This is a genomic window from Micromonospora sp. L5 (assembly GCF_000177655.2).
Lineage (GTDB): Bacteria > Actinomycetota > Actinomycetes > Mycobacteriales > Micromonosporaceae > Micromonospora > Micromonospora aurantiaca.
The window spans coordinates 1783698-1802537 of sequence record NC_014815.1 but is presented as its reverse complement, the minus strand read 5'-3'; the positions used below and the strand labels follow the sequence as shown (position 1 = coordinate 1802537).

17 protein-coding genes are annotated in these 18840 nt (G+C 73.3%); 3 read left to right on the top strand and 14 right to left on the bottom strand.

Going from position 1 to position 18840, the window contains the following annotated elements; genetic code table 11:
* Window positions 1-42 precede the first annotated feature (42 nt).
* From ML5_RS08820 to ML5_RS08795, 6 genes are all read right to left on the bottom strand, one after another.
* The gene (locus ML5_RS08820; protein ID WP_013474451.1) at window positions 43-1593 is read right to left on the bottom strand and encodes a S1 family peptidase; all 1551 of its coding nucleotides are present in this window, start codon (window positions 1591-1593) and stop codon (window positions 43-45) included.
* Between the two features lie 174 nt (window positions 1594-1767).
* Window positions 1768-3456 (bottom strand): ribonuclease J, encoded by a 1689-nt coding sequence (locus tag ML5_RS08815; RefSeq protein ID WP_013284690.1) that lies wholly within the window; start codon window positions 3454-3456, stop codon window positions 1768-1770.
* Window positions 3457-3507: 51 nt separating this feature from the next.
* Complete coding sequence (gene dapA / locus ML5_RS08810; RefSeq protein WP_013284689.1) at window positions 3508-4434, bottom strand: 4-hydroxy-tetrahydrodipicolinate synthase; 927 nt, start codon at window positions 4432-4434, stop codon at window positions 3508-3510.
* 52 nt (window positions 4435-4486) lie between these two features.
* The gene (thyX, locus tag ML5_RS08805; protein WP_013284688.1) at window positions 4487-5224 is read right to left on the bottom strand and encodes an FAD-dependent thymidylate synthase; all 738 of its coding nucleotides are present in this window, start codon (window positions 5222-5224) and stop codon (window positions 4487-4489) included.
* 245 nt (window positions 5225-5469) lie between these two features.
* Entirely contained in the window at window positions 5470-6027 is a 558-nt protein-coding gene (locus ML5_RS08800) for a DUF2752 domain-containing protein (RefSeq protein WP_041784475.1), read from the bottom strand.
* 64 nt (window positions 6028-6091) lie between these two features.
* Window positions 6092-7321 carry a winged helix-turn-helix domain-containing protein gene (locus tag ML5_RS08795; RefSeq protein WP_013474449.1) on the bottom strand — a complete coding sequence of 410 codons (1230 nt, stop codon included), beginning with the start codon at window positions 7319-7321 and terminating at the stop codon, window positions 6092-6094.
* A 79-nt stretch (window positions 7322-7400) separates the two neighbouring features.
* Between ML5_RS08795 and ML5_RS08790 the strand changes: the two genes are divergently transcribed.
* The gene (locus tag ML5_RS08790; RefSeq protein ID WP_013284685.1) at window positions 7401-7946 is read left to right on the top strand and encodes a GNAT family N-acetyltransferase; all 546 of its coding nucleotides are present in this window, start codon (window positions 7401-7403) and stop codon (window positions 7944-7946) included.
* Here ML5_RS08790 and ML5_RS08785 read toward each other — a convergent pair.
* Window positions 7851-9155 carry a glycosyltransferase family 87 protein gene (locus ML5_RS08785; RefSeq protein ID WP_013474448.1) on the bottom strand — a complete coding sequence of 435 codons (1305 nt, stop codon included), beginning with the start codon at window positions 9153-9155 and terminating at the stop codon, window positions 7851-7853. The genes ML5_RS08790 and ML5_RS08785 overlap by 96 nt on opposite strands.
* A 35-nt stretch (window positions 9156-9190) precedes the next feature.
* Here ML5_RS08785 and ML5_RS08780 point away from each other — a divergent pair, with 35 nt between their 5' ends.
* Entirely contained in the window at window positions 9191-9775 is a 585-nt protein-coding gene (locus ML5_RS08780; protein ID WP_013474447.1) for a GNAT family N-acetyltransferase, read from the top strand.
* A gap of 198 nt (window positions 9776-9973) precedes the next feature.
* Here the strand turns inward: ML5_RS08780 and ML5_RS08775 are convergent, their stop codons facing one another.
* The 7 genes from ML5_RS08775 to truB all read right to left on the bottom strand — a co-directional run bounded on the left by ML5_RS08775 (window position 9974) and on the right by truB (window position 17726).
* Window positions 9974-10441 (bottom strand): GNAT family N-acetyltransferase, encoded by a 468-nt coding sequence (locus ML5_RS08775; protein ID WP_013474446.1) that lies wholly within the window; start codon window positions 10439-10441, stop codon window positions 9974-9976.
* Window positions 10442-10517: 76 nt separating this feature from the next.
* Window positions 10518-11279, bottom strand: coding sequence for a 4-hydroxy-tetrahydrodipicolinate reductase (gene dapB / locus ML5_RS08770; protein WP_013474445.1), 762 nt, complete (start codon window positions 11277-11279; stop codon window positions 10518-10520).
* 72 nt (window positions 11280-11351) lie between these two features.
* Entirely contained in the window at window positions 11352-12719 is a 1368-nt protein-coding gene (locus ML5_RS08765) for a pitrilysin family protein (RefSeq protein ID WP_041784159.1), read from the bottom strand.
* A 121-nt stretch (window positions 12720-12840) separates the two neighbouring features.
* Complete coding sequence (locus ML5_RS08760) at window positions 12841-15210, bottom strand: polyribonucleotide nucleotidyltransferase (protein ID WP_013474443.1); 2370 nt, start codon at window positions 15208-15210, stop codon at window positions 12841-12843.
* Window positions 15211-15430: 220 nt separating this feature from the next.
* Complete coding sequence (gene rpsO / locus ML5_RS08755; RefSeq protein ID WP_013284678.1) at window positions 15431-15700, bottom strand: 30S ribosomal protein S15; 270 nt, start codon at window positions 15698-15700, stop codon at window positions 15431-15433.
* A 182-nt stretch (window positions 15701-15882) separates the two neighbouring features.
* Window positions 15883-16809 (bottom strand): bifunctional riboflavin kinase/FAD synthetase, encoded by a 927-nt coding sequence (locus tag ML5_RS08750; RefSeq protein WP_013284677.1) that lies wholly within the window; start codon window positions 16807-16809, stop codon window positions 15883-15885.
* A gap of 32 nt (window positions 16810-16841) precedes the next feature.
* Window positions 16842-17726: a tRNA pseudouridine(55) synthase TruB gene (truB, locus tag ML5_RS08745; RefSeq protein WP_013284676.1), complete on the bottom strand. Its 885-nt coding sequence runs from the start codon at window positions 17724-17726 to the stop codon at window positions 16842-16844.
* Between the two features lie 108 nt (window positions 17727-17834).
* On the opposite strand from truB, the gene ML5_RS08740 reads away from it, so the two are divergent.
* Entirely contained in the window at window positions 17835-18830 is a 996-nt protein-coding gene (locus ML5_RS08740; protein WP_013474442.1) for a hypothetical protein, read from the top strand.
* Window positions 18831-18840: the final 10 nt, after the last annotated feature.

Here is an 18840-nt window from a genome sequence, read left to right as displayed (position 1 = left end):
ACCGGGCGGTGGTGATCGGGGGCCGCGGTCTGGGTGCGGCGGTCAGCGGGCGGAGAACGCCAGCGTGTACTCGCCGGAGCCGGACAACCCGACGACGCGGTACCGGTACGCACCGGCCTGGGTCTCGGCGGTCAGGCGGGCCGTGCCGTCGGCGGTGGCCGCGCGGGCCACGGTGCGGAACGCGCCGCCGGTGAAGCGTTGCAGCTCCAGCACCACCCGGGCGCCGTCCGGCGCGGACAGGCACGCCTCCTGGGTGCCGTCGGGCACCCGGTAGAAGCGCCCGTCCGGCTGGACCTGGGTCCGTCCGGCGGCGATCCGGCCGGTCCGGCTCACCTGCCCGGAGCACTCGGTGTCGTCCGCCGGCGGGGTGGGCTCCGCGGTCACGGGCGGGGTGGTCTCGCCGCCGCCCGCAGGCGGCTGCGTGGGCGCGGGCTGGTCGCCGGCGGTGACGAGCGTCAGGTTGTTGCGCTGGAGGATCTCGTTGACCGGCTGGAAGAACGTGGTGCCGCCCCGCGTGCAGTCGCCGGATCCGCCGGACGTGACGCCCTGCGCCTGGTCGCCGGAGAGCCACGCGCCGCCGGAGTCACCCGGCTCGGCGCAGACGTTCGTCCGGGTCAGCCCGGTGACGGTGCCCTCCGGGTAGTTGACTGTGGCGTTCTTCGCCTGGATCAGGCCGCAGCGGGTGCCGGTGGTGGAGCCCGACCGGCAGATCGACGCGCCCACCGGCGCCTCGGTGGAGCCGTTCACCGCCACCGTGCCGCCGTCGTTGAAGTCGGTCACCACGCCCTGCGGCGTCCAGTCGGCGTTCACCCGCACGAACGCCCAGTCGTCACCCGGGAACGAGGACGCGGCGAACGTGCCCTGGGCGACCCGGTTGGATCCGGTGGTGCGGTCCCCCGGCCGGCCGCAGTGCCCGGCGGTGACGAACCCGCCGACCACTGAGAAGCCGACCGAGCAGCGGCCCGCGTTGTTGATCAGGTAGGCGTCGCCGCCCCGCACGTCGAACAGCGGGCGCGGGGCCTCGTCGGCGGTCCGCACCCGGACCATCGCGGCCTTCGACCCGGCGGCGGCGGCGAGCCGTCGGCCGTCGGCCTCCGCGCCCGGCCGGGCGATCACGACCACCGCGTTGTCTGCCACGTCGACGTACCAGCCGGCGACGTCCGGGCTGGCGTCGGCGCCCGCCGCGTCCAGCCGGCTCTTCACCGCGTCCAGCTCGGCGACGCCGCGGGCCACCCGCTTCGGGACCGCGCCCGCGGCCCGTACCCGCGCCTCGCCGGCCGGGTCGGCCACCGCCACGGTGAGCGTGGCGCCGTCCGCGCTGAGCCAGCTTCCGCCGTAACCGGCGCCGAGTTCGCCGCGCAGCCGGGTGACGGTGCCGGCCGCCCACCGCTCGGTCCGCAGCCGCTTCACCGCCTGGTCGCGGGTCAGCGCGAGGTCGCGGCCCATCGCGTCCAGGACCTCCGGGGCGACGCCGTCGGCCGCCGGCGCGGCCCGCCGGGGTTCCTCACCGGCGAACGACGGTACGGTCACCGCCGCCGTCAACCCGGCCGCCGCCACCAGTACGCCGATGGCTGTCATCCGTCTGCGGTCCATCCGCCACGCTCCTCCCGACCGGCGCAGGGGCACGCCGGCCATCGGGAGGTACGGAGACGGACGCCGATCGGATGAGTGCGGTCACCACGTTTCGACACCGCGTGTCGGGGCGTACCCGGAAAGCGACGGCGCCGGCCCACCGCGGACGGTGGACCGGCGCGCGGCGCGGTCGGGTCAGACCTCGACGACGGTCGGGACGATCATGGGCCGACGGCGGTACGCGTCGTTGACCCAGCGGCCCACCGTGCGGCGGACGATCTGCTGGAGCTGGTGCGGGTCGGTGATGCCGTCCGCGGCGGCCCGGTTCAGCGCCTCGGTGACCAGCGGGACCACCGCGTTGAACGCCTCCGGGTCCTCGGAGAAGCCCTTCGCCGAGACGGTCGGGCCGGCGACCACCTTGCCGGTGACCGAGTCGACCACGACTGTCGCGGCGATGAACCCGCCGTCGCCCAGGATCCGGCGTTCGGTGAGCAGCGACTCGCTGACGTCGCCGACGGCGAGACCGTCGACGTAGACGTACCGGCTCTTGACCCGCCCGACCAGGCTGGCGCGGCCCTCGACCAGGTCGACCACGTCGCCGTCCTCGCAGAGCACGACCCGGTCCGGCGCGACGCCGGACTCGATGCCGAGCCGGGCGTGCGCCCGCAGGTGCCGCCACTCGCCGTGCACCGGCATCAGGTTGCTCGGGCGTACCACGTTGAGCAGGTAGAGCAGCTCACCGGCCGGGGCGTGGCCGGAGACGTGCACCTTCGCGACGTCCTTGTGCACCACCACGGCGCCGGCCCGGGCCAGCCGGTTGATCACCCGGTAGACCGAGGTCTCGTTGCCGGGCACCAGCGAGGACGCCAGCACCACCGTGTCGCCAGGGGCGATGGTGATGTGCCGGTGGTCGCCGCTGGCCATCCGGCCCAGCGCGCTCATCGGCTCGCCCTGCGAACCGGTGGACATCAGCACGATCTGCTCGGGCGGCAGGTTCGTGGCCTCCTCGATCCCGACCACCAGGCCGGGCGGGATGTTGAGCAGGCCCAGGTCGCGGGCGATGCCCATGTTGCGGACCATGGACCGGCCGATCAGCGCCACCTTGCGGCCGTGCTCGACGGCCGAGTCGAAGACCTGCTGCACCCGGTGCACGTGCGAGGCGAACGAGGCGACGATGATCCGCCCCTTGGCCTTCGCGAAGATCGAGTCGAGGACCGGGCCGATCTCCCGCTCCGGCGTAACGAACCCGGGGATCTCCGCGTTCGTCGAGTCGGACAGCAGCAGGTCGACGCCCTCGGCGCCGAGCCGGGCGAACCCGGCCAGGTCGGTGATCCGCCCGTCGAGCGGAAGCTGGTCCATCTTGAAGTCGCCGGTGTGCAGCACCAGGCCGGCCGGCGTACGGATGGCCACCGCCAGCGCGTCCGGGATCGAGTGGTTCACCGCGAAGAACTCGCACTCGAACGGGCCCAGCCGTTCCCGGCCGCCCTCCCGCACGGTCAGCGTGTACGGCTGGATCCGCCGCTCGGCCAGCTTCGCCTCGACGAGCGCGAGCGTGAACTGCGAGCCCACCAGCGGGATGTCCGGCTTGTGCGCGAGCAGGTACGGCACCGCGCCGATGTGGTCCTCGTGGCCGTGCGTGAGCACGATCGCCTGCACGTCGGCCAGCCGGTCCAGGATCGGGCCGAAGTCGGGCAGGATCAGGTCCACGCCCGGCTGCTCGACGTCGGGGAACAGCACCCCGCAGTCGACGATCAGCAGCTTGCCGTCGTACTCGAAGACGGTCATGTTCCGGCCGATGGCGCCGAGTCCGCCGAGCGGGATGATCCGCAGGCCGCCCTCGGGCAGCGGCGGGGGCAGTTCACCCTCGATGTGCGCCTCGGTCACGCGTCACCTCATTCTGCGACGCCGTCGCGCGGCGTCCGTCGTGTCGTTGATTCATTCGGGCAGGGGCAGGCCCGCCGCGGCGCAGTCGGCGCGCAGCTGGGCCAGTTCGTCACCGGTGGCGTCGACGAGCGGCGGCCGCACCGGGCCGGCCGGGCGACCCTGCGCCCCCAGGCCGGCCTTGACCAGGATCGTGCCCTGGGTGCGGAAGATGCCGGTGTAGAGCGGCAGCAACCGCCGGTGCAGGGCGAGCGCACCGGCGTTGTCGCCCGCCTCGAACGCCTCGATCATCTGCTTGGTCAGCGCGCCGGTGAAGTGGGTGGAGGTGCCGACCACGCCGACCGCGCCGATCGACAGCATCGGCAGGGTGAGCGCGTCCTCGCCGCTGTAGTAGGCCAGGTCGGTGCGGCTGAGCACCTCCGACGTGGCGAACAGGTCGCCCTTGGCGTCCTTCACCGCGACGATCCGGCCGTGCTCGGCCAGCTTGACGAGCGTCTCGGTGGCGATCGCCACGCCCGCGCGGTGCGGGATGTCGTAGAGCATGACCGGCAGGCCGGTGGCGTCCGCGACTGTGGTGAAGTGTCGCAGCAGCCCGGCCTGCGGCGGCTTGTTGTAGTACGGCGTGACCACCAGCAGGCCGTGCGCACCGGCCTTCTCGGCCTGCGTGGCCAGCTCGACTGTGTGCCGGGTGTCGTTGGTGCCCACACCGGCGACGATGCGGGCCCGGTCGCCGACCGCCTCGACCACGGTGCGGATCAGCGACTCCTTCTCCGCCTCCGTGGTGGTCGGGGACTCGCCGGTGGTGCCGTTGAGCACCAGCGCGTCGTTGCCCTGCTCGTCGACGAGATATTCGGCCAGCCGGGCGGCGCCGTCGAGATCCAGGCCGCCGTCCGGCGTGAACGGGGTCACCATGGCCGTCATCACTCGCCCGAACGGGCGCGACGCGCCCCGGCTCGGGGCGGCGGAGTGGTCGTGCGTCATGCTCACAACCTAGCGGACGGCCGCCGGTGGCCCGGCGGCGAAGGGCGACGAGTCACTCCGCGTGCGGCGACGCAGCCACCTCGGAGCCGTCGGGCAGGGTGGAGATCACGAAGTCGGCGAAGACGTTCGGCGCGACACCCTTGAGCTGGCGCAGGCACTCCACCGCCAGCTCGCGGATCTCCACGTCGGCGTGCTCGGTGGCGCGCATCTTCACGAAGTGCCGCCAGGCCCGGTAGTTGCCGGTCACCACGATCCGGGTCTCGGTGGCGTTCGGCAGCACCGCCCGGGCCGCCTGGCGGGCCTGCTTGCGGCGCAGCGTCGGGTTGGGCTCGTCGGTGAAGCGGGCCTCCAGCCCTTCCAGCAACTCGGTGTACGCCCGCACCGCCGCGTCGGTGGCCTCGACGAACTTCTTGTGCAGCTCCGGGTCGTCGGCGATCACCGACGGCTCGACCATCGCCGCGTCCCGCTCGGGCACGTAGCGCTGGGAGAGCTGGGAGTAGGAGAAGTGCCGGTGCCGGATCAGCTCGTGGGTGAACGAGCGGGAGACGCCGCTGAAGTAGAAGCTCACCGAGCCGTGCTCCAGCACGCTCAGGTGGCCGACCTCCAGGATGTGCGCCAGGTAACCGGCGTTGGTGGCGGTGGCCGGGTTCGGCTTCTTCCAGCTCTGGTAGCAGGCCCGGCCGGCGAACTCGGCGAGCGCCTGTCCACCGTCGGCGTCGGTGGACCAGGGCACCTCTTCGGGCGCCTGGAACTGGGTCCACGCGATCAACTTGACCTGGGGCTGAACCATCTCCGGCATTCCTGCGACTGTAGTTGGCCCGCGCCCGGCGTGGAAATCGGGCACGCGGCCGGCCAGCGGGCGCTCCGCCCAGGTGTCTCGGCCTGAGTCGTCCGATATCGCCGCTCCGGCTCTCAAGATCTTGGTAGGAAACGGCCCCCATAGGGGCGCTGCGCTTCCAAGATCTTCTCCGATCCCGCTTTGCGGAACATCGAACCCGGATAGCGGGAGCGCTCCGGCGTAGAGGGCGGAGAGGGCTAGACGTAGAGCGAGGTGAAGGGTGCCCAGGGCAGGTTGCGGACGACCGAGAAGACCCCCCACGCGGCCAGGAACACGCCGATGACCTTGGGGCTGAACTGGACCTCGGGCAGCTTCCAGCCGAACGCCCGGTTGCCGGCCCAGGCCACGAAGAGCCAGGCCAGGAACGGCAGCGCGAAGATGAACAGGAAGTGGTGCCGGGCGGCGGCGGGCAGGTCGCCGTGCAGCACGTACCAGAGCGCGCGGGTGCCGCCGCAGCCCGGGCAGTCCAGCCCCGTGGTCAGCTTGAGCAGGCAGGTCGGCGCGGCGTCCGGGTCGCTGCGGGTCGGGTCGCTGATCAGGGCGTACGCGATGCCGAGGCCGACGCAGCCGAGCGCGGCCAGCGGCACCGCCCAGCGCGGGGCGCGGGCGTGCAGGCGCAGCACCATCCGGGTGAACCGGTCGGCCTCGACCGGCTGGTACGCCACCGGGTAACCCGGCCACGGCGCTCCGGGCGCCCCGACGGGAGCTGGCGGGCCGGCGAGCGCGTGCGACGGTGATCCGGACTCCGGCTGCACGTGCCCGTGCGGCTCGGTGTGCGGGTCGGGCGCGGTGGCAGGCCGGTCAACGCTCGTCACGCGCTCACCGTACACCGGCCACGCCCACCAGCGCGGCGGCCAGCGGCCCCGCGAGGTCGCCCGCGGCGGGCGGGGCGACCGCGTCCAGGCCGAGCCAGCCGGCCAGCCGGTAGAGCTCGGCGGCGAGCGCCACTGCCGTCTCCCCCGGGTCGGCGCCCGGCTCGATCCAGGCGGCCGGCACCAGCAGCGTCCCGGCCTTCCGGTCGGCCTTCAGGTCGACGCGGGCGGTGAAGCGCTCGCCCTGGCGGAACGGCAGCACGTAGTAGCCGTAGACCCGCTGGGGCGCCGGCACGTAGATCTCGATCCGGTAGGTGAAGCCGAACAGCCGCTCGGTGCGCGCCCGCTCCCAGACCAGCGGGTCGAACGGGCTGACCAGCGTGTTGCCGCGTACCCAGCGGGGCAGCCGCGCGTCGGCGTGCAGGTAGGCCGGCTGCCGCCAGCCCTGCACCGTGACCGGGGTCAGTTCGCCCGCCTCGACCAGCTCGGCCACCGCCCGCCGCGCCCCGGCGACCGGCAGCCGGAAGTAGTCGCGCAGGTCCGTCTCGGCGGCGACGCCGAGCGAGCGGGCGGCGATCGACACGAGCGACCGGTGCGCCTCGGCGTCGCCCGGGGTGGGCGCGTCCAGCACGGCGGCCGGGAGCACCCGCTCGGGCAGGTCGTAGCGGCGGGCGAACGAGTTGGTGCGGTCGGCGGCGGTGACCTCGCCGGCCCAGAACAGGAACTCCAGCGCCCGCTTCACGGCCGACCAGTTCCAGCCCCAGTTGCCGGTCTCCCGCGGGGCGTCGTGCTCGATCTCGGCCGCGGTCAGCGGCCCTCGGGCGGCCACCTCGTCGCGGACCCAGGCGACCAGCTCGGGCTGCTCCTCGGCGATCCGGCGCATGCCGCCCCACGCCTCGTCGCGGGCCTTGGCCATCCGCCAGCGCAACGCCGGGTGCAGCCCCACCGGGACCAGCGACGCCTCGTGCGCCCAGTATTCGAACAGCTCACGCGGGCGGCGGTAGGCGGCGGTGTCCAGCAGGGCGGTCGGGTACGGCCCGAGCCGGCTGTAGAGCGGCAGGTAGTGCGCGCGCTGGAGCACGTTCACCGAGTCCATCTGGATCAGCCCGACCCGGTCGAGCACCCGGCGCAGGTGGCGGCGGGTGGGCACGCCTGAAGGCGCCGGGTCGGCGAAGCCCTGGGCGGCCAGGGCGATCCGGCGGGCCTGGGCGAGGGAGAGCGATTCCGGTACGGCCATCGTCGGCGACCCTAATCCAGCGGTACGACATCGGGAGCGGCGGCTGGACCGATCGCCCGTCGGGGCATAGAACGGACAGGTGCTCACCATTCGCCGGGAGGAACCGGACGACGCCGAGGCCATCGCCCGGGTGCACGTCCACGGCTGGCAGGCCGGGTACGCCGGGATCATGCCCGAGGAGGTGCTGAGCCGGCTGAACCCGCGCGCCTGGGCGCAGCGCCGCCGCGACCTCGGCACCGCCGACCCGGAGCACCCGTTCACCACGCTCGTCGCCGTGGACGGCGGCACGATCGTCGGGTTCACCACGTTCGGGCCGTACCGGAACAACCAGGACCGCGGCGACCTCGACCCGGCGCACGGCGAGCTGCTGGCGATCTACCTGGAACCGGCGCACTGGGGTTCGGGCGCCGGCCGGACGCTGCTCGCGGCGGCCCGGGACGGCCTGGCCGAACGGGGCTGGACCGGGTACCGGCTCTGGGTGCTCGCCGACAACGCCCGGGCCCGCCGCTTCTACGAGCGGGCCGGGCACTCACCGGACGGTGAGGAGTCCGCCTACCCGGTGCCGCTGTCCGGTGGCCGCACCCCGATCCTGCTCCGCGAGCTGCGGTACACCACCGGAGGCTGACCCGGCCGGGACGCCGTCGCCGGGACGCCCGCCGCCGGCCGGCGTGAGCCAGCGCCGGACCGGCAGCCCGAGCAGCAGCGCCAGGCTGATCCACACGTACGTGTTGCTGCCGAGGAAGCCGTCCACGCCGGTGAAGTCCTTCTCCCAGGACCAGACGATCCGGCTGCACAGCAGCGCGTACCCGATCAACGCGGCGGCCAGCAGCAGACGGCGCCGGCGGCTGCGCGCGGGCGCCGCCATGCCGTTGTCGACGAGCAGGATCAGGCCGGGCAGCAGCCAGACCAGGTGGTGCACCCAGGTGACCGGGCTGACCAGGCACATCACGGCACCGGTGAGGGCCAGGCCGGTGGCCTCGTCGCCGGCGGCCACCGCCGCCCGCGAACGCCACGCCCACACCACGAGCGTCAGGAGTACGAGCACCAGCCAGGCGATCGTGCTCGGGTGCTGCGGGTCGAGCCGAGCCACCACCCCGCGCAGCGACTGGTTGGAGACGAACGCCAGTTCACCGACCCGGTCGGTGTTCCACAGCGCCTCGGTCCAGAACTCCCGGGACGCGTCGGGGAAGAGACCGGCGGCCACGAGCGTGGCGACGGCGGCCGTGCCGACTGTGGTCAACGCGGCCCGCCAGCGGCCGGTGACCAGCAGGTAGACGATGAAGATGCCGGGCGTCAGCTTGATCGCGGTGGCCAGGCCGATGCCCACGCCCGCCCAGCGGCTGCACGCCGGCAGCAGCCACAGCAGGTCCACCGCCACCAGGAACAGCAGCAGCATGTTGACCTGGCCGAAGTTGACCGTCTCGCGCATCGGCTCGTACGCGGCGGCCAGGCAGAGCGCCACAGCGAGCGCGAACCAGCGGGTCCAGCCGGACCGGCGGGCCACCGGGTCCAGCAGCCGCCAGATCACCACGGCGCTCGCCAGCACCGTCGCGGTCACGCTCACCACGATCGCCGCGCCCCACGGCAGGTACGCCATCGGCAGCATCACCAGTGCGGCGAACGGCGGATAGGTGAAGCCGTACTGCGTGCCGGGGCGCAGGAAGTCGTAGATCTCCCCGCCGTCACGCGCCCAGTAGGTCAGCGCGCCGTAGTAGACCTGGAGGTCGAAGAAGCCGTGCCGCACCGCCGCCACGGAGAGGAACACGGTGACCGCCGCGGCGAGCGCCACCACGGCGACGACCTGCGTGATCGTCCGCCCGGCACCCTGCGCCACCGTCACCCTCCTCGCCCTGCGTAGGCTCACGTGCCATGGCTGCAGGCTACGTCCGGCCCGCGCGTCCCGAGGACGCCGGCGAGATCGCACGCATCCAGCTCGCGACCTGGCGGGTCGCGTACCGCCGGATCCTGCCACGGCACGTGCTCGACAACCTCGACGAGGCGTACCTCGCGCGGCGGTGGAGTGCGGCGGTGCAGGAGCCGCCCTCGGGCGCGCACCGGGTGCTGGTCGCCGTCGAACAGGCGGCGCAATCCTATCTGGTGGGGTTCGTCGCCTCCGGTCCGGCCGACGCCGACGCGCTCGCCCCCGACGAGCCGGCCGAGGCGCTCGGCTCGGACGTCGCCGCGGTCACGGATCTGCTGGTCGAGCCCCGGTGGGGGCGGCGCGGGCACGGCAGCCGGCTGCTCGCCGCGGCCGTCGACCACTGGCGCGCCGACGGTCTGACCCGGGCGGTGGCGTGGGCGTTCGACGCCGACGCCGCGACCCGGAAGTTCCTCGGCTCGACCGGCTGGGAGCCGGACGGAGCGGCCCGCGCGCTGGACGTGGACGACATGCTGGTCCCCCAGATCCGCCTGCACGTGGCAGTCCCGGAGGAAAATCTTCCGCCGCAGCGATGAGTTCCGCTCGTCTCGCCGGTCCACCCTCGCGTGGGTGGGCCGGCGGTCCCGGCACGGGGCAGGACCGCCACCCCACCCGCCGCACCCCGCCCCGATCCAGTCGATCATGAAGTTGGCGGCCTTTTCGATCTCCCCAACTGCCGCCAACCTCATGATCGACCAGGTACAGGCCCGGGGGGGTGAGGGTGAGGGTGGGAGTCAGGCTGGGGGGAGTTCGGCTACCAGTTCTTCGTCCTCCATCGCGCCTGTGGGGTGGAAGCCCAGGGACGTGTAGAGGGCGGCGGCGGGCTTGTTGTCGGGGTGGTAGCTCAGGCGGATCGGCCGGCCCGCCTCGGCGAGCCAGTCGGCGAGCGTCCGCACTGTGGCGCGGCCCAGGCCCCGGCCCTGCTCGGCGGCGTCGATCACCATGCCGCCGATCCAGCGCGACTCGTCGTCGTCCACGCCCCACATGACGTGGCCGACGACCGTCTCGTCGGCGTAGACGGCCAGCGAGTTCCAGACGTCCGAGCGCTCGGTGAGAAGCAGGTAGCGGGCGGCCAGCGCGGCCACGAAGGCGCGCTGGCCGTCGTGCGGCGCGACGTCCGCCACGGCCCGCCAGTTGTCGTCGTCCACCGGGCGCAGCGTCACCCGGCGGCCGGTGCGGTCGGAGTGTCCGGAATCGATCATGAAAGCAGCCTAGGTCCACGCCGCCGACCAGGCAAAACGGTTTCCCGCAGCAGGCCGGAGCACGCCGCGCGACGGATCAGTCGAGCAGGGCGTCCAGGCCGACTGTGAGACCGGGCCGGCGACCCACCTCCCGGACCGCGAGCAGCACGCCGGGCATGAACGACACCCGGTCGTACGAGTCGTGCCGGATGGTGAGCGTCTCGCCGGTGGTGCCGAACAGCACCTCCTGGTGGGCGACCAGGCCGGTGGCACGTACGGCGTGCACGCGTACCCCGTCGATGTCGGCACCGCGGGCGCCGGCCACCTCGTCGCGGGTCGCGTCCGGCGCGGGCCCCAGGCCGGCGTCGGCGCGGGCGGCGGCGATCAGCCGGGCCGTGTGGGTGGCGGTGCCGCTCGGCGCGTCCAGCTTGCGCGGGTGGTGCTGCTCGACGATCTCGACCGACTCGAAGTAGCGGGCGGCGCGCGCCGCGAACTGCATCATCAGCACCGCGCCGATGCCGAAGTTGGGGGCGATCACCATGCCTACGCCGGGCCGGCCGGCGAGCCAGCCCCGCACCTCGGCGAGCCGCTGCCCGGTGAAGCCGGTGGTGCCGACCACCGCGTGCACGCCGTGCTCGACGCACCAGCGCAGGTTGTCCATGACCGCGTCGGGGGTGGTGAAGTCGACGACCACTTCGGCACCCGCCTGCGCCACCGCGTCCAGGTCGTCGCCCTGGTCGACGGCCGCGACCAGCTCCAGGTCGGCGGCGGAGTCGACCGCCTTGCAGACCTCCATGCCCATCCGGCCCCGGGCACCGAGCACACCGACCCGGGCCGCCGTCTTCTGCTGCTCAGTCACGGGCCACAACCTATCCCAGCGCCCGGCACGGGATCCGGCGGACCGGCGCGGCGCTCAGGACCGGTGGGGCGCTCAGCTCGTGGCCGTGAAGCTGCCGGAGTCGAACGGACCCACCACGGCAAGCGACATGGGCCGGCCGAGCAGGTCGGCGGCGAGCGTGTTCACGTCGTCGAGCGTCACCGCGTCCACCCGGGCCAGCAGGTCGTCCACCGGCATCAGGTTGCCGTAGAGCAGCTCCCCCTTGGCGAGCCGGCTCATCCGCGAGCCGGTGTCCTCCAGCCCGAGCACGAACGAGCCCTTGCTCATCCCCTTGCCCCGGGCCAGTTCCGCCTCGGTGATCCCCTCGGCGGCCACCCGCGCCAGCTCCGCGCGGGTCAGGTCCAGCACCTCGTCCACCTTGCCCGGCGCGCACCCGGCGTAGACGGCGAACACGCCGCTGTCGGCGTACTGGCTGGCGTAGGAGTAGACCGAGTACGCCAGGCCACGCTGCTCCCGGATCTCCTGGAACAGCCGGCTGGACATGCCGCCGCCGAGCACGTTGTTGAGCACGCCGAGCGCGAACCGCCTGTCGTCGGTGCGGTCGATCCCCGGGCAGCCGAGGATGACGTGCGCCTGCTCGGTCTCCTTCGGCTCGACGAGCGTGGTGGCCGGCTTGGTGCGTACCGTCGGGGTGGCCGCGCGGTGCGGCGCCGGCGACGCCGGGTCGGTGTCCAGCGGGGTGCCCCGCAGCGCCTGCCGGACCAGCTTGACCACTGCGGCGTGGTCGAGGTTGCCGGCGGCGGCGATCACGATCTGCGGCGCGGTGTAGCGGCGGCGGTAGAAGCCCTGGATCTGCCGCCGGGTCATCGGCGTGACCGTCTCCTCGGTGCCGGAGATGAGCCGGCCCAGCGGGTGGTCGCCGTAGACGGCGCGGGCGAACAGGTCGTGCACCTCGTCGCCGGGCTCGTCGTCGTGCATGGCGATCTCTTCGAGGATGACGCCGCGTTCGGTCTCCACGTCGGCGGCGGTCAGCACCGAGTCGGCGACCAGGTCGCACATGACGTCGATGGCCAGCGGCAGGTCCTCGTCCAGCACCCGCGCGTAGTAGCAGGTGTATTCCTTCGTGGTGAAGGCGTTCGTCTCGCCGCCCACGGCCTCGATCTGCGACGAGATCTCCAGCGCGCTGCGCTTGTTGGTGCCCTTGAACAGCAGGTGCTCCAGGAAGTGCGCGGCGCCGGCCTGCGAGCCGGTCTCGTCGCGCGAGCCGACCGCCACCCAGATGCCGAACGACACGCTGCGCATCGCCGGGATCGCCTCGGTGAGCACCCGCAGCCCGCTGGGCAGCACGGTACGGCGGACGGTGCCGCCGAGCGGGTCGTCGCTGAGCGTCCGGGTGACCGCGCGGGCCGCCGAACCGGTCGACGCCACCCCCCGTCCCGTCGAGGCGACTGACGAACTCACGAGAACCTGCTCTCCGGATGACGAGGAACGGCGGGACGTACGACGGCTCCAGCTCGCGCAGGCGACCTGGAGCCGTGGGCCGGCCCGGGCGACGCGGACGTCACCCGGGCCGGTCGGTGGATCAGCTGTGCCGGGTCCGGCGACGCGGACGGGACTCGCCGCCGCCCTCGCCGCCCTCGGAGCGGCGCTCGCCACCCTCGGAGCGACGCTCGCCACCCCGGTCACCGCGGTCACGCGGGCCACGGTCGCCGCCGCGGTCCCGGCCCGACGGACGGTCGCCACCGGCCGCCTCACCGGCGGCCGGCGCCTCGGCGCCCTCCGGACGGATCTTGTCCAGGTAGATCTTGCCGCGGGCGTCGATGTCCGCGATCTCCACCTCGACCTTGTCGCCGACGTTGAGGAAGTCCTCGACCTTCTCGACCCGCTTGCCGTCGCCCACCTTGGAGATGTGCAGCAGGCCGTCACGGCCCGGCAGGAGCGAGATGAAGGCGCCGAACGCGGCGGTCTTCACCACCGTGCCGAGGAACCGCTCGCCCACCTTCGGCAGGGTCGGGTTCGCGATGCCGTTGATCCGGTCAACCGCGGCCTGGGCCGACGGGCCGTTGGTCGCGCCGACGTAGATCGTGCCGTCGTCCTCGATGGAGATCTCGGCGCCGGTCTCGTCCTGGATGGCGTTGATGGTCTGGCCCTTCGGGCCGATCACCATGCCGATCTTGTCGACCGGGATCTTCACGGTGGTCACCCGCGGCGCGTAGTCCGACATCTCGGCCGGCGCCTCGATGGCCCGCTGCATCACGTCGAGGATGGTCTGCCGGGCCTCGTGCGCCTGCTGGAGCGCGGCGGCCAGCACGTCCGACGGGATGCCGTCCAGCTTGGTGTCGAGCTGCAGCGCGGTGACGAAGTCACGGGTGCCGGCGACCTTGAAGTCCATGTCGCCGAACGCGTCCTCGGCGCCGAGGATGTCGGTCAGCGTCACGTACTGGGTCTTGCCGTCGACCTCGTCGGAGATGAGGCCCATGGCGATGCCGGCGACCGGCGCCTTCAGCGGCACACCGGCCGAGAGCAGGCCCAGCGTCGAGGCGCAGACCGAACCCATCGAGGTGGAGCCGTTGGAGCCGAGCGCCTCGGAGACCTGCCGGATGGCGTACGGGAACTCCTCGCGCGACGGCAGCACCGGGATCAGCGCGCGCTCGGCCAGCGCGCCGTGACCGATCTCGCGACGCTTCGGCGAGCCGACCCGGCCGGTCTCACCGGTCGAGTACGGCGGGAAGTTGTAGTTGTGCATGTAGCGCTTGCGGTTCTCCGGGGACAGCGTGTCCACCATCTGCTCCATGCGCAGCATGTTCAGCGTGGTGACGCCCAGGATCTGGGTCTCGCCGCGCTCGAACAGCGCCGAGCCGTGCACCCGCGGCAGCACGCCGACCTCGGCGCTCAGCGGACGGATGTCACGCGGGCCGCGGCCGTCGATGCGGACCTGCTCACGCAGCACCCGGTTGCGGACCTCGGACTTGGTCAGCGAGCGGAACGCGGCGGACAGCTCCTTCTCGCGGCCCTCGAACCGGCCGGTCAGCTCCTCGGCGACCTTGGCCTTGATCCGGTCCAGGGCCTCCTCGCGGTCGGCCTTGCCGGCGATCTTCAGGGCCTCGGTGACGTCGGCGCGGGCCACGTCGGCCACCGCGTCGTAGACGTCGTCCTGGTAGTCCAGGAAGACCGGGAACTCGCTGACCGGCTTGGCGGCCACCTCGGCCAGCTCGCTCTGCGCCCGGCACAGCTCACGGATGGCCGGCTTCGCGGCCTCCAGGCCGCTGGCCACGATCTCCTCGGTCGGCGCGGTGGCGCCGTCGGAGATCAGGGCCACCGCGTTCGGGGTGGCCTCGGCCTCGACCATCATGATCGCGACCTCGCCGTCGGCGAGGGTGCGGCCGGCCACGACCATGTCGAAGGTGGCCCGGGCCAGCTCCTCCAGGGTCGGGAAGGCGACCCACTGGCCGTCCACGTGCGCGACCCGGGTCGCGCCGATCGGGCCGGAGAACGGCAGGCCGGAGAGCTTGGTCGACATCGAGGCGGCGTTGATGGCCACCACGTCGTACGGGTGCTGCGGGTCGAGCGCCAGCACGGTCTCGACGACCTGGACCTCGTTGCGCAGGCCCTTGACGAACGACGGGCGCAGCGGCCGGTCGATCAGCCGGCAGGTGAGGATGGCGTCCTCGCTGGGCCGGCCCTCGCGGCGGAAGAACGAGCCGGGGATGCGGCCCGCGGCGTACATCCGCTCCTCGACGTCCACCGTCAGCGGGAAGAAGTCGAACGACTCGCGCGGCTGCTTGCCGGCGGTGGTCGCGGAGAGGACGACCGTCTCGCCGAGCTGGGCGACGACGGAGCCGGCGGCCTGACGGGCCAGGCGGCCGGTGGAGAAGGTGATCTCACGGGTGCCGAAGGACCCGTTGTCGATCACCGCGGTGCGGGATTCGGTGCCGAGGTTGGTCTCGGTCATGTGCTGTGGTGCTCCTTCGCGTCGTCGGCCGACGACACGGGAACTGCTCAGGCGGCCGGTCTTCGATCGAAGCGCCCGGGGTGGCCGGCGTCGTGCCGGGATTCCCGGGGGCCACTACCGGAGACCGGTGCTGACCGGCTCCCTCTTCGGGTGTCGCGCGGCCGGGTTCTTCGGTGGTACTGCAACGGGGGAGCGGCCAGGCGGCCACTCCCCCGTCAGGTCATCGGCGCAGGCCGAGCCGCTCGATGAGCGACCGGTAGCGGTTGATGTCCTTCTTCTGGACGTAGTTCAGCAGCCGGCGGCGCCGGCCGACCAGCAGCAGCAGCCCACGGCGGCTGTGGTGGTCGTGCTTGTGCACCTTCAGGTGCTCGGTGAGCTCCGCGATCCGCTTGGTCAGGACCGCGACCTGCACCTCGGGCGAGCCGGTGTCGCCCTCGGCGGTCGCGTACTCCTGGCGGATCTTGGCCTTGGCTTCCTGGTCGAGCGCCATGTTCTCCCTGTTTCGTGGGTCATTCGATGAGGTCCGGAGCGGTCGTGGTGACCGGTGCAACGGACCGGTTCCTCGCACCCGCGGCGTCGTGCAGGCACGCGAGGCCCCCGTCGGTCAGCCGACGTCTCCGTCAGCCTACCAGCCCTCGGGACGGACGGCCGGTCAAGGTGGCCCCGCGCCGGTCAGAGCACCGCCCGGCGGGTGCGTTCCACGTCCTCGGCGATCTGGGCCACCAGCGGTTCGATCGCGTCGTATGTCCGCTGCTCACGCAGGTGCGCCACGAAGTCCAGGGCCAGCCGCTCGCCGTACAGGTCGCCGCTGAAGTCCAGCGCGTACGCCTCCACCCGCCGCTCCCGGCCGGAGAACGTCGGGTTGGTGCCGATCGACACGGCCGCCGCCAGCGGTTCGCCGTCGCGGCGCACCAGGCGGGCCGCGTACACCCCGTCGGCGGGCACCGCCGCGTACCTGTGGGTCAGCAGGTTGGCGGTGGGGTAACCCAGCTCACGTCCGCGCTGGTCGCCGCGGACCACCACGCCCTCGACGCGGTGCGGGCGGCCGAGCGCCGCCGCCGCCGCGCCCACGTCCCCCGCGTCGACGCAGGACCGGATGTACGTGGAGGAGAAGACCGTCCCCGCCTCGGCGACCAGCGGCGCCCCCTCGACGGCGAACCCGAAGGTACGGCCCAGCCGCTCCAGCAGCGGCACGTCACCGGCGGCCCGGTGCCCGAACCGGAAGTTGTCGCCGACCACCACCAGCGCGGCGTGCAGGTGCGCGACCAGGACGTCGTGCACGAACGCCTCGGGTGGCAGCCGGGAGAACTCGACTGTGAACGGCACCACACAGAGCACGTCCACGCCGAGCGCCTCGATCAGCTCGGCCTTGCGGGCCGGCTCGGTCAGCACCGCCGGGTGCGAGCCGGGGCGTACCACCTCGGCCGGGTGCGGGTCGAACGTCACCACCACCGACTTGACGCCCAGCTCCCGGGCGCGCGCCACGGCGTGACCGATGGTGGCCTGGTGCCCCCGGTGCACGCCGTCGAAGACGCCGATGGTGACCACCGAGCGTCCCCAGCCGCCGGGCGCCGCCTCGTACCCCCGCCACCGCTGCATGCCGTTCCTCCCCCTGTCCGCCCGCACGCCGTTCAGGCCGGGGCCAGCACGATCTCCGCGCGGGCCCGACCGTCCCGCTCGCTGACGATAGCGATCAGCCCGCCCGCCGGGTCGAAGACGGCGTACGGCCCGGTGATCCCGGCGGGCGCCAGCGGCCCGCCGTGGGACAGCACCCGGGTCTCGTCGGCGGTGGCGTCCCGGCGCGGGAAGAACCGCGCGGCGGCGGCGTCCAGCGGCAGGTTCACCACGTCCGGCGCGCGCTCCTCGAGCTGGTCGAGCGTGGCCGCCTCGGCGAGCGTGAACCCGCCCACAGCGGTCCGGCGCAGCGCGGTGAGGTGACCGCCGACGCCGAGCGCCGCGCCCGCGTCGCGGGCCAGCGCCCTGATGTACGTCCCGGACGAGCAGGTCACGTCCACGTCCACGTCCACCACGTCCGGGACGTCCCGGCGGATCGCCAGCACGTCCAGCCGCGACACGGTGACCCGGCGGGCGGGCAGCTCGACCGCCTCCCCGTCGCGGACCCGCTTGTACGCCCGCTGCCCGTCGATCTTGATGGCGCTCACCGCGCTCGGCACCTGGTCGATCTCGCCGGTGAGGGCGGCCAGCGCGGCGCGTACCCCGTCGTCGGTGACCGCTCCGGCCGGGGTGGTCGCGACCACCTCGCCCTCGGCGTCGTCGGTGACCGTGGCCTGTCCCAGCCGGATCGTCGCGGCGTAGCTCTTGCCGGCGCCGATCACGTACGTGAGCAGCCGGGTCGCCCGGCCCACCCCGATCACCAGGACGCCGGTGGCCATCGGGTCGAGCGTGCCGCCGTGACCGACGCGGCGGGTACGCGCCAGCCGCCGGATGCGGGCCACGACGTCGTGCGACGTCATGCCGCCGGGCTTGTCGACCACGATCAGACCGTCTGTGCTCACGACCGCCAAGCCTGCCAGACGTCGGTGATCGGCCCTGCGGGGGATACCGCCCAGCTTCGGCGGGGTGTCAAGATCGTGCGCCAGCGCCCCGTCTGCCCGGGAAGTCCGATGACCGATCACCGCTCCGCCCCCGACCCCTACTTCTCCGCCGGCACGCCGGAGGACGAGCTGGGACGGGTGCCCGAGTGGCTGCGCCGGCCCGAGCCCGAGGTGCCGCCCGGCCGCGCGGACCGCCTGCGGATCGCGCTCGGCGGGCACTCCGGCAAGCTGCTCGGCGGCGTACTCGCGCTGGTGCTGCTCGCGTTCTTCGGGCTCGTCGGAGGGCTCGGCTACCAGGGCTTCCAGCGCTGGCGGGAACCGGCCGCCGAACACCCCACGGTCAGCCTGCCGGTCGGTGAGCAGGCGTCCTCGTCGGCGTCCCCGCCGCCGGCGGCCGGCCCGTTCGACGGCACCCCGGCGGCCGGCTTCCCGGAGGGCGCGGCGGGGATCGCGCTGCCCCGCGCCAAGCGCACCGGCGCGTTCACCGAGAAGCAGGTGGCCGACACGCTGGCCAAGGTACGCAAGGCGCTGGTCACCGCCCGGCTGGACCGCACCTTCTTCACCGCGAAGGACCCGGAGCGGCTGGTGCGCCAGTTCGCCCCGGACGCGCGGGCCGGCGTGCGCGACGACTTCCCCACCGGCGAGGCGAGCACCTACGCGACCCGGCTCGCCCCCGGCGCCCGGCTCACCGCCGACCAGCCCCGGGTCAAGGGCCGGATCAGCTACCGGGCGACGAAGGACCGGGACGGCATCCGCATCCTGGAGGTGACCACGAACTTCGTCTGGGCGTACGCGTTCCCCACCACCAGCCCCACGCCGGGCGACGGCGTCGTGGTGGTTCACGACACGGTGAAGTGGAGCATCCCGCACCCGGCCGACGTGACCACCGCCTCCGCCGGGCTGTGGATCGAGCGGGCCGACTCGTACGCCTCCAACATCGACTGCGCCGCGCTGGACAAAGGGCTGCTCGCGCTGGGCAAGCAGTCGTTCGGCGGGCCGGCCGACCCGGACCCGGACGCGGTCTTCGACCCGGACAAGACGGTCGATCTGCCGGACACCTGCTGACCCGCCCGCC